Here is a 15,289-nt window from a genome sequence, read left to right on the forward strand (position 1 = left end):
GTCAGACCACTTTGTTTTATCGGTTAACAGGGGAGCGTTATGAGTCAGGCATTACCGCTAGTCACCCGCCAGGGCGATCGTATCGCGATAGTCAGCGGTTTACGTACTCCGTTTGCCCGACAGGCGACGGCTTTCCACGGCGTGCCGGCCGTTGATTTAGGTAAACTGGTGGTCGGCGAAATGCTGGCTCGCAGTACTATCCCCGCGGACATAATAGAACAGCTGGTATTTGGTCAGGTGGTGCAGATGCCGGAAGCGCCGAATATTGCCCGGGAAATTGTACTGGGGACCGGTATGAGCGTGCATACTGATGCCTACAGCGTCAGCCGCGCCTGCGCGACCAGCTTTCAGGCGGTGGCCAACGTCGCGGAAAGCCTGATGGCAGGCACTATTCGCGCGGGTATCGCCGGCGGGGCCGACTCCTCTTCCGTATTACCCATTGGTGTCAGCAAAAAACTTGCCCGAACGCTGGTGGATGCCAATAAAGCCCGTACGCTGGGGCAGCGCCTTAAGCTATTTTCCCGTCTGCGTTTTCGCGACCTTTTGCCCGTACCGCCAGCCGTTGCCGAATACTCAACCGGCCTGCGAATGGGGGATACCGCCGAACAAATGGCGAAAACCTGGGGTATCACCCGCGAACGGCAGGATGCGCTGGCGCTTCGTTCGCACCAGCTTGCCGCCAAAGCCTGGGAGGAAGGGAAGCTATCGGCAGAAGTGATGACGGCGTATACGCCGCCGTTCCGTGAGCCGCTGGAACAGGATAATAATATTCGTAAAAATTCAACCCTGGCGGATTACCAAAAGTTACGCCCGGCCTTCGATCGCCAACACGGGAGCGTGACCGCCGCTAACAGTACGCCGTTGACCGATGGGGCAGCGGCGGTGATTCTGATGACCGAGTCCCGGGCGAAAGAGCTGGGTCTTGTCCCGTTGGGCTATCTGCGAAGCTACGCTTTTACCGCGATTGATGTTCGCCAGGATATGCTGCTGGGCCCGGCCTGGTCGACGCCGCTGGCGCTGGAAAGAGCGGGGCTGACGCTGGCTGATTTGACCCTGATTGATATGCACGAAGCTTTTGCCGCGCAAACGCTGGCTAACCTGCATTGTATGGCCAGCGATCGCTTTGCCCGCGAAGTGCTTGGCCGCTCTCAGGCGATCGGGGAAGTGGACGAGAGTAAATTTAACGTGCTAGGTGGCTCGATTGCCTACGGTCATCCGTTTGCCGCCACCGGCGCGCGGATGATTACCCAAACGCTGCATGAGCTGCGCCGTCGCGGCGGAGGGTTTGGGCTGGTCACCGCCTGCGCGGCGGGTGGATTGGGTTCAGCGATGGTTCTGGAGGCCGAATAATGGAAACCGTATCGGCATTTACGCTTGAGGTTCGCCCGGACAATATCGCCGTCATCACCATTGACGCGCCCGGCGAAAAAATGAATACCCTGAAAGCTGAGTTCGCCAGCGAGGTTCGGGGGATCATCCGTCAGATCCGTGACAATAAAGAACTGCGCGGCGCGGTGTTTATCTCGGCAAAACCGGATAATTTTATCGCCGGGGCGGATATCAATATGATTGCCCGCTGCCATTCCGCTCAGGAAGCTGAAGCGCTGGCCCGCCAGGGTCAGCAAATCATGGCCGAGATCCACGGGCTGTCGATTCCGGTGATTGCCGCTATCCACGGCGCATGTCTGGGCGGAGGGCTTGAGCTGGCGCTGGCCTGCCACGGGCGGGTATGTAGCGATGACGATAAAACCCGGCTTGGTCTGCCGGAGGTTCAGCTAGGGCTGCTGCCCGGCTCCGGAGGAACTCAGCGCCTACCGCGATTAATTGGCGTCAGCGGCGCGCTGGAGATGATCCTCACCGGTAAGCAGCTTCGCCCGCGTCAGGCCCTGAAGGCGGGGCTGGTCGATGAGGTGGTGGCGCAGACTATCCTTCTGCAAACCGCGGTTGAACTGGCGCTCAAAGGTCGCCCGGCAAGCCGCACTGTTCCGGCGCGCGAACGTATTCTCGCAGGCCCGCTTGGCCGCAGCCTGCTGTTTCGTCTGGTAGCGAAAAAGACGCATCACAAAACCCAGGGAAACTACCCGGCAACTGAGCGCATTCTGCAGGTGATGGAAACCGGGCTGGCGCAGGGCTGCAGCAGCGGCTATGCAGAGGAGGCTCGCGCTTTTGGCGAGCTGGCGATGACGCCGCAATCGCAGGCGCTACGGTCGATTTTTTTCGCCAGCACCGATCTGAAAAAAGATCGCGGCGCGGATGCTGAGCCCGTCGCGCTGCGCAGCGTGGGCATCCTTGGCGGAGGACTGATGGGGGGCGGTATCGCTTACGTCACCGCATGCAAAGGCGGATTACCGGTACGCATTAAGGACATTCAGCCGCGCGGGATAAATCACGCGCTGAAGTACAGCTGGGATCTGCTCGACAAACAGGTGCGTCGCCGCTATCTGCGCGCCAGTGAGCGCGATCGCCAGATAGGATTAATTTCCGGCTCGTTAGATTACCAGGGATTCGCACATCGCGATGTGGTGATCGAGGCGGTATTTGAAGATCTTGCGCTCAAGCAAAAAATGGTCAGCGAAGTTGAACAGCACTGTCGTCCGGAGACGATCTTTGCTTCTAATACATCGTCTTTACCGATCGGCGAGATCGCGGCGCAGGCAAGCAGGCCGCAGCGGGTCATCGGGCTTCACTTCTTTAGTCCGGTAGACAAAATGCCGCTGGTGGAGGTGATTCCCCATATCGGTACGGATCGGCAGACAATTGCGACAGCGGTTAAGCTGGCGAAACTGCAGGGGAAAACGCCGATTGTCGTCGCCGATAAAGCGGGCTTTTATGTTAACCGCATTCTGGCCCCCTACATAAATGAAGCCATGCGCCTGTTGATGGAAGGCGAGCCGGTAGAGCATATTGATAACGCTTTGGTTAAATTCGGTTTTCCGGTTGGCCCGATTCAGCTCCTTGATGAAGTGGGGATCGATACCGGTACCAAAATTATCCCGGTGCTGGAAGCTGCGTGGGGAGAACGTTTCAGCCCGCCTGCAAACATCATTAGCTCGATTCTGAATGACGATCGCAAAGGGAGAAAAAATAACCGGGGTTTCTATCTTTATGCGGCAAAAGGGCGTAAAAGCAAAAAACGGCCCGACCCGGCTATCTACTCTTTACTGGGTATTTCCTCTCCGCAGGCGCGCTTGTCAGAACAGCAGGTGGCGGAACGTTGCGTGATGATGATGCTTAACGAAGCGGCGCGCTGCTTCGATGAGCGAGTGGTTCGCAGCGCCCGCGATGGCGACATCGGCGCCGTGTTTGGCATTGGTTTTCCGCCGTTTCTTGGCGGCCCGTTCCGCTATATGGATACCCTGGGAGCGGGGGAGGTCGCGGCGATACTGCAGCGCCTGGCCGCTCAGTACGGCCCGCGTTTTACACCATGTGACACTTTGTTACACATGGCCGAGCAGGGGGCGACCTTTTGGCCCGCTGAGGAACGTAGGACCTAAGTTATGGTCAAAGAAGGTAAATCCGGCAACGTACGGCGCTGCGCTTTGGCGATTTTGTAAGCAATAGTTGACTATACTTACGCCATTGAGGTAAAAAACAGCGTTTCATTCGTTGAATGGATCAGGCACAATGCCCGGCCACCGGGTCACCTGCGTATCATCTACGTCGGTAAGACCGCGGTGCTTCTGGTTAACAAAAGCGGTGCAATATGCAAGTTTTTATCATGCGTCACGGCGACGCTGCCCTCGATGCAGCCAGTGACTCGGTTCGTCCATTAACCGTCTGCGGTTGCGATGAGTCTCGTCAGATGGCAACCTGGCTGAAAGGTCAAAAAGTGGATATTGAGCGGGTTCTTGTGAGTCCCTTCCTGCGTGCAGAACAGACGCTGGAAATTGTTGGGGAGTGCATGAATCTGCCAAAAGATGTCGACGTGATGCCGGAACTCACGCCGTGCGGCGATGTTGGCATGGTTAGCGCTTATCTGCAGGCGCTGGCGAATGAAGGTGTGGCGACGGCGCTGGTCGTGTCCCACCTCCCTCTGGTGGGGTACCTCGTCTCAGAGCTGTGCCCGGGGGAAACGCCCCCGATGTTCACCACTTCGGCGATTGCCTGCGTTACGCTTGATGCCAGCGGCAAAGGCGAATTCAACTGGCAAATGAGCCCCTGCAATTTGAAGATGGCGAAAGCTATCTGATCCCCTCCGGGGCTGACGTTTTACGGAAGCTCCGGCGGTTGCCACTCTTCAACTTCAATCAGTACCAGCAGTGCGGCGTCGCCGCCGTACTCTTTTGGTGCCTGATGAAACGCCATAATATGCGGGTGCTGAGCCAGCCACAGCGGCGTCTGCTGTTTGAGAATATGCTTCCCGTGCCCGTGCATCACGCAGGCGCAGAATACATGCTCGCGACGACAGGCGGCAATCAAGGCTCCCAGCTCCTGCTTGGCCTGCTGCTGGGTTAACCCGTGCAGGTCGAGAAACAGCTCCGGCGAATAATCACCCCGACGCAGCTTCTTCAGCTCAAAGTGGCTGACGTCCGAGCGCACGTACTTCACCGAGCCTTCAGTATTCAGCAGCGGCTGAAACTCATCGGAAAAGTAGTGGCTATTGTCAGCCTGTTCCTGAAGCAGCCGCTTGGGTGGGACCTCAGCGATTTTTTTGCGTAGCGGGCGATGAACGATAGTGTCCTGCTTAATCTGACGCGTGCCGGTCATCAGCTGCCGGAACAATGCCTGATCCTCCTCGCTTAGCGATGTTTTCTTTTTCATTACCTGATCTCATTTTTTCTTTGTCGGTAGTTTACCCGACTCGCCACGCATCCAGGCAAGGAAAACCTATTTTTCCCCTTCAGCCTGACGTAAGAATGCTGATTTATCCCCGTCTTCGTGGCAAACTAGCCGCCGAATTTATAGCAGAGCGTGCCCTGGGGGATAGCGTGGATAAAATTTTTGTTGATGAAGCCGTTAATGAGCTTCATACCATTCAGGACATGCTGCGTTGGGCGGTAAGCCGCTTCAGCGCTGCAAATATCTGGTACGGACACGGCACTGATAACCCGTGGGATGAAGCCGTACAGCTGGTGATGCCGTCGCTGTATCTGCCGCTTGATATTCCGGAAGATATGCGTACCGCGCGTCTGACTTCCAGCGAAAAACATCGCATCGTTGAGCGCGTCATTCGCCGTATTAACGAGCGCATTCCGGTCGCTTATCTGACCAACAAAGCCTGGTTCTGCGGCCATGAGTTTTACGTTGATGAGCGCGTGCTGGTGCCGCGCTCGCCGATTGGCGAACTCATTAATAACCATTTTTCCGGCCTGATTGACCACTATCCGCAGCACATCCTCGATATGTGCACCGGCAGCGGCTGTATCGCCATCGCCTGCGCATACGCTTTCCCGGAAGCGGAAGTCGATGCGGTGGATATTTCTCTTGACGCGCTGGCCGTGACCGAGCAGAACGTGGAAGATCACGGCTTAATTCATAACGTGACGCCGATTCGCTCCGATCTATTCCGCGATCTGCCGAAGGTGCAATACGATCTGATCGTGACCAATCCACCGTACGTTGATGAAGAAGATATGTCCGACCTGCCGGGCGAATATCGCCATGAACCGGTTCTGGGATTGGCTTCCGGCAGCGATGGCCTGAAGTTGACCCGCCGGATCCTGGCCTGCGCGCCGGATTATCTCAGCGATGACGGTATCCTGATTTGTGAAGTCGGTAACAGCATGGTACATCTGATGGAGCAATATCCTGACGTGCCGTTTACCTGGCTGGAGTTTGAAAATGGCGGCGATGGCGTCTTTATGCTGACCAAACCGCAGCTGATTGCCGCCCGCGCGCATTTCGGCATCTATAAAGACTAAAACAACACGCAAACATAACGACAAAAACGGAGCCGTGATGGCAGGAAACACAATTGGACAACTCTTTCGCGTCACGACGTTCGGCGAATCGCATGGCCTGGCGCTGGGCTGCATCGTTGACGGCGTGCCGCCAGGCATTCCGCTAACCGAAGCCGATCTCCAGCACGATCTCGATCGCCGTCGTCCGGGAACCTCGCGCTATACCACCCAGCGCCGCGAGCCGGACCAGGTGAAGATCCTCTCCGGCGTATTCGAGGGCGTGACCACCGGGACCAGCATTGGCCTGCTGATTGAGAATACCGACCAGCGTTCTCAGGACTACGGCGCCATTAAGGACGTTTTCCGTCCGGGACACGCTGACTACACCTACGAGCAGAAATATGGTCTGCGCGACTATCGCGGCGGCGGTCGTTCCTCTGCGCGTGAAACCGCCATGCGCGTGGCCGCCGGGGCGATTGCCAAGAAATTCCTCGCCGCGAAATTCGGTATTGTGATTCGCGGTTGCCTGACCCAGATGGGCGATATCCCGCTGGCGATAAAAGCGTGGGATCAGGTAGAGCAGAACCCGTTCTTCTGCCCGGATCCGGACAAAATCGAAGCGCTTGATGAACTGATGCGCGGCCTGAAAAAAGAGGGCGACTCCATCGGGGCGAAGGTTACCGTGGTGGCCGATGGCGTACCGCCGGGGCTGGGCGAGCCGGTATTCGACCGCCTGGATGCCGATATCGCGCACGCGCTGATGAGCATCAATGCGGTGAAGGGCGTGGAAATTGGCGATGGTTTTGAGGTGGTGAAACTGCGCGGCAGCGAAAACCGCGATGAAATTACCAAAGCGGGCTTCCAGAGCAACCACGCGGGCGGCATTCTCGGCGGCATCAGCAGCGGTCAGCAGATCGTGGCGAATATCGCGCTGAAGCCGACCTCAAGCATCACCGTACCTGGACACACGATCAATCGCTTTGGCGAAGAAGTCGAGATGATCACCAAAGGGCGTCACGATCCATGCGTCGGTATTCGTGCGGTACCTATTGCCGAAGCGATGCTGGCGATCGTGTTAATGGATCACTTTATGCGTCAGCGCGCGCAAAACGGCGACGTGACGACATCAATTCCACGCTGGTAATAGATGAAAAAAACCGTTATCGCACTGCTGGCGCTCCTCGCCAGCGCTACCAGCCTGGCGGCAACGCCGTGGCAGAAAATCACGCAGCCCGTTAGCGGCAGCCCGCAGTCCATTGGCGCCTTTGCCAATGGCTGTATCGTTGGCGCCCAGGCGCTGCCGTTAAACGCCACCGGCTATCAGGTGATGCGTACCGATCAGAACCGCTACTTCGGCCATCCGGACCTCGTGCAGTTTATTCAACGTCTGAGCAATCAGGCGCACAATAAAGGCATGGGGACGGTGCTGATTGGCGACATGGGTATGCCGGCCGGGGGACGCTTTAACGGCGGCCACGCCAGCCATCAGTCCGGGCTGGACGTCGATATTTTTCTTCAGTTGCCGCAGGCGCGCTGGAGTTCAGCTCAGTTGCTGAAACCACAGGCTCTGGATCTGGTGGCCCGCGACGGCAAGCGCGTGGTACCGTCGCTATGGAGCCCGCAAATCAGCCAGCTGATTAAGATGGCGGCGGAAGATAGCGAAGTCACGCGTATTTTCGTCAACCCGGCGATTAAGCAGCAACTGTGCCTGGATGCCGGTAACGATCGCGGCTGGCTACGCAAGGTCCGCCCGTGGTTCCAGCACCGCGCGCATATGCACGTACGCTTGCGCTGCCCGGCCGGCAGCCTCGAGTGTGAAGATCAGGCCCCGCCTCCGGCTGGCGATGGCTGCGGCGCGGAATTGCAAAGCTGGTTTGAACCCCCTAAACCCGGATCAACCCCTCCTGTGAAGAAGACGCCGCCTCCGCTGCCGCCTTCCTGCCAGGCGCTACTGGATGAGCATATTCTTTAATGGATAGTTTTATCGACGTTTTTATGGTGTCACCGACGGTACTGGTCGTACTGTTCTTCGTGGCCATTCTGGCGGGTTTCATCGATTCTCTGGCGGGCGGCGGCGGGTTATTGACCGTTCCGGCCCTGATGGCGGCGGGTCTTCCCCCTGCGCAGGCGCTGGCCACCAACAAGCTGCAGGCCTGCGGCGGGTCGCTGTCCGCTTCGCTGTATTTCATTCGCCGCAAGGTGGTGAATCTGGCCGATCAGAAGCTGAATATTCTGATGACCTTTCTCGGCTCGACCGGCGGCGCGCTGCTGGTTCAGCACGTTCAGTCCGACGTTCTTAAGCAAATACTGCCCATTCTGGTTATCGGTATCGGCCTCTATTTTCTGTTGATGCCGAAGCTCGGCGAAGAGGACCGGCAGCGCCGTCTGTATGGCCTGCCGTTTGCCCTGATCGCCGGCGGCTGCGTTGGCTTTTACGACGGTTTCTTTGGCCCGGGCGCCGGATCTTTTTACGCGCTGGCGTTCGTCACGCTGGCCGGGTTCAACCTGGCGAAATCGACCGCACATGCGAAATTGCTGAACGCGACGTCTAACGTTGGCGGCCTGCTGCTGTTCATCATCGGCGGCAAGGTCATTTGGGCTACCGGCTTTGTGATGATGGCCGGGCAATTTATCGGCGCTCGCGCGGGATCGCGGCTGGTGCTGAGCAAAGGACAGTCACTGATTCGACCGATGATCGTCGTGGTGTCGGCGGTGATGAGTGCAAAACTGCTTTATGACAGCCATGGACAGGAGATCCTCCACTGGCTGGGGATGAACTAATGAACAGCACGCATAAATACGAACAGCTGATCGCGATCTTCGACGGCTGTTTTGCTGACGATTTTAATACCCGTCTGATTAAAGGCGATGACGAACCGATCTATCTTCCGGCAGATGATGACGTGCCTTACAACCGCATCGTCTTTGCCCACGGCTTTTATGCCAGCGGACTGCACGAGATATCGCACTGGTGCATTGCCGGAAAGGCGCGCCGCGAGCAGGTTGATTTCGGTTACTGGTACTGCCCGGACGGTCGCGACGCGATGACTCAGTCTAAATTTGAAGACGTCGAGGTGAAGCCTCAGGCATTCGATTGGCTGTTTTGCGTGGCGGCGGGATATCCATTTAACGTCAGCTGCGACAACCTGGAGGGGGATTTTGAACCCGACCGCATCGCTTTTCAGCGGCGTGTGCATGCCCAGGTGATGACCTATCTGGAGCAGGGGATCCCCGAGCGTCCCGCGCGTTTCATTAAGGCGCTGCAAGAATATTACCAAACGCCGCCCTTGACGGCAGAACAGTTCCCGTGGCCGGAAGACCTGCATTAAGGCCACGCTTTACATACTATGAGGAAAGAAGATGATCGCGGAGTTTGAATCACGCATTCTGGCGTTAATTGATAATATGGTCGACCACGCCAGTGATGACGAACTGTTTGCCGGCGGTTATCTGCGCGGCCACCTGACGCTGGCGGTGGCCGAGCTGGAAGGAGAGGGCGAGCATACTGCGCAAGCGGTGCATGACAAAGTCGCCCAGAGCCTTGAAAAAGCCATCAGCGCGGGCGAACTGTCGCCGCCGGATCAGATTCTGGTGCAGGAAATGTGGAACAGTCTGTATCAGAAGGCGATGCAGAAATAGTTCTGCTTTCTGCCAAAGCCCGGCGATCGCTCCGCCGGGCCCGATTTTCCCTCGATTATTTCACCGCTTTCCCTTTCAGCAGCTTTCTGACCCATAGCCGGTTAGGGTTCAGCGCCGCCAGCGTTTCTTTATCCATCGGTAATGGCTCATTGCTCATTTGCGACGCCAGAATTTCAGCCGCCAGCGGCGCGGAGCACAGGCCGCGTGAACCCAGCGCGCCCAACATATACAGGTTGCGGTAAACCGGCGCTTCTCCGGCCTGCTCCTGGCGTTCAGCCAGCGAGGCATATGCGCTTAAGGTAGCGTCATAATCAGGCACGTTGCCGACCATCGGCAAATGATCGCGGGTTGCGCAGCGCACGCCGCTGCGTGACTGATTCGCGCTCACGTCTACTTCCCGCGTCCATTCCGCCTGCGGGAAGCAGTCAATCAGGCGCTGCCGATTCTGCTGCTGATCGTCGGCGCTAAACGCGGCATCTGCCTGTCCTCGGTGGTAGCTTGCGCCAATGCAGTGCTGCTGATTATGCGGGTTTTGCGGCGTCAGGTAGCCGTTGTAGCACAGGACCTGGCGCAATTTCGATAGCCCTGGCGTTGTCGGAATATGGCTGACCTGACCGGCAACCGGGTACATGGGAAGATGCTCCGTCTGGATGAAGTGGGTCAACCGATGGCCGTTGGCCAGTATCACGACCTCGTGGTACTGGCGCTGGTTTAACTGCCAGCCGCTATTGTCTGCGCTGAGAGCCTCTACCGGGTAATCGTAGTGAACGCGGAGTCCGCGAGTCGCGGCGAGGGCCAGCAGCTCAGCGGTTAACTGCTGCGGACAAAGCCAGCCGCCTGCCGGATAGGCGATGCCCCCGCAGCCGGTTTCGACACCGGTTTGTTGCTCTGCGGCCTCGGCGTCCACGGCGACGGCGATTTCCGGCGGCAGATTAAGCTCAATCATCTGAGCGATTTTCTGCGCGCTTTTGACATCCCAGCCCAGTTGCGTCACGCCGCACCATTCATGATCGAACATCACCGGCAGCGTGTCGTACAGACGGCGGGCGAAAGTAAACGCCGCCGGGAAGAAGCGGGCCAGGGCGGGATCGTGCTGGCTGAGCAGCGGATAGAGCGCGCCCTGGCGGTTTCCGGAGGCGCCTTCGGCCGGCGCGCTGTCGGCGCAGTATAACGTCACCAGCCATCCGCGGCGCAGCAGCGCCAGCGCGAGCAGGGCGCTGGCGATCCCCCCGCCGATGATTGCCGCATCGCGCTGTTCCGTACCGCTGCGGGCAAACCACGGCGCGCGTGCGGGGATCTCCAGCGTCTGAAGCATTTCACCGGTGAGCATTTCGCGCTTGCGGCCAAAACCCTTGCGCTTGTGCATGCTGAAGCCGGCTTCCTGCAGCCCGCGGCGCACAAAACCGGCGGAGGTGAAGGTCGCCAGGGTGCCGCCGGGTCTGGCCAGACGGGCCATCGCCGCAAACAGCTCCGCCGTCCACATGTCCGGGTTTTTTGCGGGGGCAAAGCCGTCGAGAAACCAGGCATCCACCTGCCGATTAAGCGAATCATCGAGCTCGTTGGTCAGCTCATTAATATCGCCAAACCACAAGTCCAGCGTGACCCGGCCCTCGTCCAGCAGCAGACGATGGCAGCCCGCGATGGGCAGAGGCCACTGCGCCTGCAGCTGCTCGGCCCAGCTTGCAAGCTCCGGCCAGCGCTGGTGAGCGAGGCGCAGGTCGTCCGCTTTCAGCGGAAATTTTTCGAAACTGATGAAATGTAATCTTTGCAGGGTAGCTTGTGGATTCTCGCGGTGAAAAACGTCAAACGCCTGCCACAGCGTGAGGAAATTGAGGCCGGTACCGAACCCGCTTTCGGCAACCACAAAAAACGGGCGGGGATGCCCTGGAAAGCGTTCATTGAGCCGATTGCCGCCGAGGAAGACGTAGCGCGTCTCTTCCAGACCGTTGTCATTGGAAAAGTACACATCATCAAAATCTCGGGAAACAGGTGTACCCTCAGCGTTGAATTCCAGGTTGGCAGGTTGTATGGCGTTTTGTTTCACGTAAGTTACTCGAATCACAAGGCGTAGAACGATCTTAACGATGTGTGCCTGAGGGCGCAAATTTATACACAAAATGGCTGATCGGACTTGTTCGGCGTACAAGTGTACGCTATTGTGCGACTCGAAACTTACTATAGTGCGACTTACAGAGGTATTGAATGAAACGTGCAGTGATTACTGGCCTGGGCATCGTTTCCAGTATTGGTAATAACCAGCAGGAAGTCCTGGCATCTCTGCGTGAAGGACGCTCCGGGATCACTTTCTCTGAAGAGTTTAAAGATTCGGGAATGCGCAGCCACGTATGGGGCAACGTCAAACTGGACACCACCGGCTTGATCGACCGTAAAGTGGTTCGTTTCATGAACGATGCCTCAATCTATTCCTATCTCTCTATGCAGCAGGCTATTGAAGATGCTGGCCTGAAAGATGAAGTCTATCAGCAAAACCCGCGCGTGGGTCTGATCGCCGGTTCCGGCGGTTCTTCTAAATCTCAGGTTTTCGGCGCTGACGCAATGCGTAGCCCGCGCGGCCTGAAAGCGGTTGGCCCTTACGTGGTGACCAAAGCGATGGCGTCAGCGGTATCCGCTTGCCTCGCAACACCGTTCAAAATCTACGGCGTGAACTACTCCATCAGCTCCGCCTGCGCGACTTCCGCCCACTGCATCGGTAACGCCGTTGAACAAATCCAGCTGGGCAAACAGGATATCGTGTTTGCCGGCGGCGGCGAAGAGCTGTGCTGGGAAATGGCGTGTGAATTCGACGCGATGGGCGCGCTGTCCACCAAGTACAACGAAACGCCGGAAAAAGCGTCTCGTACCTATGACACCCACCGTGATGGTTTCGTTATCGCGGGCGGCGGCGGCATGGTTGTGGTTGAAGAGCTGGAACATGCCCTGGCGCGCGGCGCGCACATCTATGCTGAAATCGTTGGCTACGGCGCAACGTCCGATGGCGCAGACATGGTTGCCCCGTCCGGTGAAGGCGCGGTTCGCTGCATGAAGATGGCGATGGACGGCGTTGATACGCCGATTGACTACCTGAACTCCCACGGCACCTCTACCCCGGTAGGCGATGTGAAGGAGCTGGGGGCGATTCGTGAAGTCTTTGGCGATAACAGCCCGGCTATCTCCGCGACCAAAGCGATGACCGGCCACTCCCTGGGCGCCGCTGGCGTACAGGAAGCTATCTACTCCCTGCTGATGCTGGAACACGGCTTTATTGCCCCGAGCATCAACATTGAAGAGATGGATGAGCAGGCGGCTGGCCTGAATATCGTGACCGAGCCGACTGAACGCGCGCTGAAGACCGTGATGTCTAACAGCTTCGGCTTTGGCGGGACTAACGCCACGCTGGTGATGCGCAAATACAGCGCATAACGAGCACGCTTTACCAGGGGAGCCCGTTGGCTCCCCTTTTTTGTATTCTTGACAGACCCCTGCGCGAAAAGGCAAACTCCTGCCACAACATTAGTCTCTCAGATAATGCGTAAGCGTTTAACGTCATCCAACGCGCCTTAACCCTGATAATCAGGTGGAGGGGGCGTGGCTATCACCTCGCCTTACTCTGCGAACTGGAGTAAAGCATGTCCGCAGTCACTGAAACAAAACATACCCCTTCAGCGAATGGTTCGCTGTTTCGCATCACTTTCGCCGTTTTTCTGACCTATATGACCGTCGGCCTGCCGCTACCGGTTATCCCCTTGTTTGTCCATCAGGAGCTGGGATTCGGCAACACCATGGTTGGCATCGCTGTCGGTATTCAGTTTCTGGCGACCGTATTAACCCGCGGCTATGCCGGCCGCCTTGCCGACCAGTACGGCGCCAAACGCTCTGTCCTGCAGGGGATGCTGGCCTGCGCGCTGGCGGGGGGCGCCTGGCTGTGCGCCGCGCTGCTGCCAGTGCCGGTGATGGCGAAGTTTGGCCTGCTGGTGCTTGGCCGCCTGATCCTGGGGTTTGGGGAAAGCCAGCTGCTCACCGGGAATTTAAGCTGGGGGATGGGGCTGGTGGGTCCCATGCGATCCGGTAAAGTCATGTCATGGAACGGCATGGCGATCTACGGCTCGCTGGCGGCCGGGGCCCCGCTGGGGCTGCTAATCTACAGCCATTACGGCGTCGCGGCGCTGGCCTGCGTCACCATGGTACTGCCGTTAGTGGCCTGGGCGATTAACGGCACGGTGCGTAAAATTCCTGCTCACGGCGGCGAGCGCCCGTCGCTGTGGAGCGTGGTTGGGATGATCTGGCGGCCCGGTATCGGTCTTGGCCTTCAGGGCGTTGGCTTCGCGGTAATTGGCACCTTTGTCTCTTTGTATTTCGCCAGCAACGGCTGGGCGATGGCCGGCTTTACGCTGACCGCGTTTGGCGGGGCATTCGTGCTGATGCGCGTGCTGTTTGGCTGGATGCCGGATCGCTTCGGCGGGGTAAAAGTGGCCATCGTTTCGCTGCTGATTGAAGCGATAGGCCTGGCGCTGCTTTGGCAGGCGCCCGATGCCTGGATCGCGCTGGCTGGCGCGGCGCTAACTGGCTGCGGATGCTCGCTTATCTTCCCGGCGCTGGGCGTCGAGGTCGTGAAGCGGGTACCGCCGCAGGTACGGGGAACGGCGCTTGGCGGCTATGCCGCGTTTCAGGATATCTCCTACGGCGTCACCGGCCCGCTTACCGGGCTGCTCGCGACTTCGTTGGGCTACTCTTCGGTCTTCCTGGCCGCGGCAATATGCGCCGTGCTGGGGATCCTGGTTACCCTGGTGTCGCTGCGTAAGTAGCGCTTTCATTCGGCCCGCCATGCGGGCCGATGAGATGTCTTTAAATCACCAGCCACAGCAGGCCAAGCGCCACGATAGCTGCCAGCGCGATAACCCACGGTTTTTTCAATGCCAGCCACGGTGAGGCGGAAGGCGCCTGAACCGGCGGGATCGCCAGCGTCTCCTGGGCTCTGGCGACCCTGAGCACGAAAATTTTGTTAAGCAGCGTCAGCAGCTGAGCCGCGCTGAGCGGCGTTTGCGCCGTCGCGTGCCAGTGGGTTTGGGCAAAATCCATCACTCTTTGCCATTCCGCGGCTTCAAGCGGCTGTTTTAATGCGGCCTGCAGCGAGGTCAGCGTCGGCGCAGCCTGAGAACTGAGCGTTTGCCGCGCGTGGAGCCAGTAGGAGAGGGGCGTAAAGTGGGTCGCCGGGATCAGCTCTCCGCTCTTGACGCCGCTTAGCTCCAGCATGGATTGCCAGATAAGCTTGCTGGACTCGCCGGTGGCCGCGGCGAGTTTGGTCACCTGCTGATTGAGCGTGTTGTGCTCCGCTGGCAGCAGCGGACGATGCGTTGGCGGGCGCTGCTGCGGCTGAGGAATCGACAGCTGGCCGCTTTGCAGGAGCTGCAGAACATTCTCCAGCTGCGGCTGGGTCAATGCATGCAGCGCGGTTTGACCGTCATGCTGACGAATATAATCGCTGACCGCCTGGCGATTGTTGCCCTGGTTCAGCAGTTCGCTCAGCTGCGCCAGGATTTGCCGACGGTGATGATTTTGCTGGGCGAGGATTAAGCGCTGGTTCAGGCTGTGCTCGGCGGCGGCAAAATGGCTTGCCAGCAGCGGCGCATCGTTTTTCAGGCTAAGATCGTGTTTTACGCAGGCCCACACTTCCGCATTTTGCTGCGAGGTTAAGGCCACCAGGCGCGTAATGAGCCGCTCAAGCGCGGTACGCTGCTGAGTGGTGAGCGGAGGTTCGCCCGATCCCGGAGGGCGTTCGGACATACCTGAAACGGGTTGCGTCATGATTAATC

General features: G+C 58.3%; 14 protein-coding genes. 11 read left to right on the forward strand and 3 right to left on the reverse strand.

The window, feature by feature from the left end; translation table 11 throughout:
* Nucleotides 1-39: 39 nt before the first annotated feature.
* The 3 genes from fadI to sixA all read left to right on the forward strand — a co-directional run bounded on the left by fadI (nucleotide 40) and on the right by sixA (nucleotide 4,189).
* The gene (gene fadI, locus GUC22_RS07165) at nucleotides 40-1,350 is read left to right on the forward strand and encodes an acetyl-CoA C-acyltransferase FadI (RefSeq protein ID WP_004123265.1); all 1,311 of its coding nucleotides are present in this window, start codon (nucleotides 40-42) and stop codon (nucleotides 1,348-1,350) included.
* Nucleotides 1,350-3,494: a fatty acid oxidation complex subunit alpha FadJ gene (gene fadJ / locus GUC22_RS07170; protein WP_064343077.1), complete on the forward strand. Its 2,145-nt coding sequence runs from the start codon at nucleotides 1,350-1,352 to the stop codon at nucleotides 3,492-3,494. Before fadI ends, fadJ begins: the two co-directional genes overlap by 1 nt.
* A gap of 209 nt (nucleotides 3,495-3,703) precedes the next feature.
* The gene (gene sixA / locus GUC22_RS07175; protein ID WP_004870849.1) at nucleotides 3,704-4,189 is read left to right on the forward strand and encodes a phosphohistidine phosphatase SixA; all 486 of its coding nucleotides are present in this window, start codon (nucleotides 3,704-3,706) and stop codon (nucleotides 4,187-4,189) included.
* A 20-nt stretch (nucleotides 4,190-4,209) separates the two neighbouring features.
* Here sixA and smrB read toward each other — a convergent pair whose 3' ends face one another.
* Complete coding sequence (smrB, locus tag GUC22_RS07180) at nucleotides 4,210-4,761, reverse strand: endonuclease SmrB (protein WP_004870851.1); 552 nt, start codon at nucleotides 4,759-4,761, stop codon at nucleotides 4,210-4,212.
* 167 nt (nucleotides 4,762-4,928) lie between these two features.
* On the opposite strand from smrB, the gene prmB reads away from it, so the two are divergent.
* From prmB to GUC22_RS07210, 6 genes are read left to right on the forward strand one after another with little or no spacing between them, the layout of a single operon-like run.
* A complete protein-coding gene (gene prmB, locus GUC22_RS07185; protein ID WP_024359294.1) occupies nucleotides 4,929-5,861 on the forward strand; it encodes a 50S ribosomal protein L3 N(5)-glutamine methyltransferase in 933 nt (310 codons plus the stop codon).
* A 37-nt stretch (nucleotides 5,862-5,898) separates the two neighbouring features.
* A complete protein-coding gene (gene aroC, locus GUC22_RS07190; RefSeq protein WP_004852905.1) occupies nucleotides 5,899-6,984 on the forward strand; it encodes a chorismate synthase in 1,086 nt (361 codons plus the stop codon).
* A 3-nt stretch (nucleotides 6,985-6,987) separates the two neighbouring features.
* The gene (mepA, locus tag GUC22_RS07195; protein ID WP_142476447.1) at nucleotides 6,988-7,812 is read left to right on the forward strand and encodes a penicillin-insensitive murein endopeptidase; all 825 of its coding nucleotides are present in this window, start codon (nucleotides 6,988-6,990) and stop codon (nucleotides 7,810-7,812) included.
* A complete protein-coding gene (locus GUC22_RS07200; protein WP_024359293.1) occupies nucleotides 7,812-8,621 on the forward strand; it encodes a sulfite exporter TauE/SafE family protein in 810 nt (269 codons plus the stop codon). The genes mepA and GUC22_RS07200 overlap by 1 nt, the downstream gene beginning before the upstream one ends.
* Nucleotides 8,621-9,169 carry an elongation factor P hydroxylase gene (locus GUC22_RS07205; RefSeq protein WP_004870863.1) on the forward strand — a complete coding sequence of 183 codons (549 nt, stop codon included), beginning with the start codon at nucleotides 8,621-8,623 and terminating at the stop codon, nucleotides 9,167-9,169. The genes GUC22_RS07200 and GUC22_RS07205 overlap by 1 nt, the downstream gene beginning before the upstream one ends.
* A 31-nt stretch (nucleotides 9,170-9,200) precedes the next feature.
* The gene (locus GUC22_RS07210; protein WP_004870865.1) at nucleotides 9,201-9,479 is read left to right on the forward strand and encodes a YfcL family protein; all 279 of its coding nucleotides are present in this window, start codon (nucleotides 9,201-9,203) and stop codon (nucleotides 9,477-9,479) included.
* A gap of 55 nt (nucleotides 9,480-9,534) precedes the next feature.
* Here GUC22_RS07210 and mnmC read toward each other — a convergent pair whose 3' ends face one another.
* On the reverse strand, nucleotides 9,535-11,523 hold the full coding sequence (gene mnmC / locus GUC22_RS07215; protein WP_160183445.1) for a bifunctional tRNA (5-methylaminomethyl-2-thiouridine)(34)-methyltransferase MnmD/FAD-dependent 5-carboxymethylaminomethyl-2-thiouridine(34) oxidoreductase MnmC: 1,989 nt from the start codon (nucleotides 11,521-11,523) through the stop codon (nucleotides 9,535-9,537).
* 158 nt (nucleotides 11,524-11,681) lie between these two features.
* Here mnmC and fabB point away from each other — a divergent pair, with 158 nt between their 5' ends.
* Complete coding sequence (gene fabB, locus GUC22_RS07220) at nucleotides 11,682-12,899, forward strand: beta-ketoacyl-ACP synthase I (RefSeq protein ID WP_004123236.1); 1,218 nt, start codon at nucleotides 11,682-11,684, stop codon at nucleotides 12,897-12,899.
* A 206-nt stretch (nucleotides 12,900-13,105) separates the two neighbouring features.
* A complete protein-coding gene (locus GUC22_RS07225; protein WP_049088433.1) occupies nucleotides 13,106-14,281 on the forward strand; it encodes an MFS transporter in 1,176 nt (391 codons plus the stop codon).
* A 40-nt stretch (nucleotides 14,282-14,321) separates the two neighbouring features.
* Here the strand turns inward: GUC22_RS07225 and flk are convergent, their stop codons facing one another.
* Entirely contained in the window at nucleotides 14,322-15,281 is a 960-nt protein-coding gene (gene flk / locus GUC22_RS07230) for a flagella biosynthesis regulator Flk (protein WP_004870874.1), read from the reverse strand.
* Nucleotides 15,282-15,289: the final 8 nt, after the last annotated feature.

It is taken from the genome of Klebsiella sp. MPUS7, assembly GCF_009905335.1.
GTDB classification, from domain to species: Bacteria; Pseudomonadota; Gammaproteobacteria; order Enterobacterales; family Enterobacteriaceae; genus Klebsiella; species Klebsiella grimontii.

Excerpts from the sequence above, each read along its gene's own strand:
- fadI (WP_004123265.1), top strand. The coding sequence starts at position 40 with ATGAGTCAGGCATTACCGCTAGTCACCCGCCAGGGCGATCGTATCGCG.
- fadJ (WP_064343077.1), top strand. The coding sequence starts at position 1,350 with ATGGAAACCGTATCGGCATTTACGCTTGAGGTTCGCCCGGACAATATC.
- sixA (WP_004870849.1), top strand. The coding sequence starts at position 3,704 with ATGCAAGTTTTTATCATGCGTCACGGCGACGCTGCCCTCGATGCAGCC.
- smrB (WP_004870851.1), bottom strand. The coding sequence starts at position 4,761 with ATGAAAAAGAAAACATCGCTAAGCGAGGAGGATCAGGCATTGTTCCGG.
- aroC (WP_004852905.1), top strand. The coding sequence starts at position 5,899 with ATGGCAGGAAACACAATTGGACAACTCTTTCGCGTCACGACGTTCGGC.
- mepA (WP_142476447.1), top strand. The coding sequence starts at position 6,988 with ATGAAAAAAACCGTTATCGCACTGCTGGCGCTCCTCGCCAGCGCTACC.
- GUC22_RS07200 (WP_024359293.1), top strand. The coding sequence starts at position 7,812 with ATGGATAGTTTTATCGACGTTTTTATGGTGTCACCGACGGTACTGGTC.
- GUC22_RS07205 (WP_004870863.1), top strand. The coding sequence starts at position 8,621 with ATGAACAGCACGCATAAATACGAACAGCTGATCGCGATCTTCGACGGC.
- GUC22_RS07210 (WP_004870865.1), top strand. The coding sequence starts at position 9,201 with ATGATCGCGGAGTTTGAATCACGCATTCTGGCGTTAATTGATAATATG.
- fabB (WP_004123236.1), top strand. The coding sequence starts at position 11,682 with ATGAAACGTGCAGTGATTACTGGCCTGGGCATCGTTTCCAGTATTGGT.
- GUC22_RS07225 (WP_049088433.1), top strand. The coding sequence starts at position 13,106 with ATGTCCGCAGTCACTGAAACAAAACATACCCCTTCAGCGAATGGTTCG.
- flk (WP_004870874.1), bottom strand. The coding sequence starts at position 15,281 with ATGACGCAACCCGTTTCAGGTATGTCCGAACGCCCTCCGGGATCGGGC.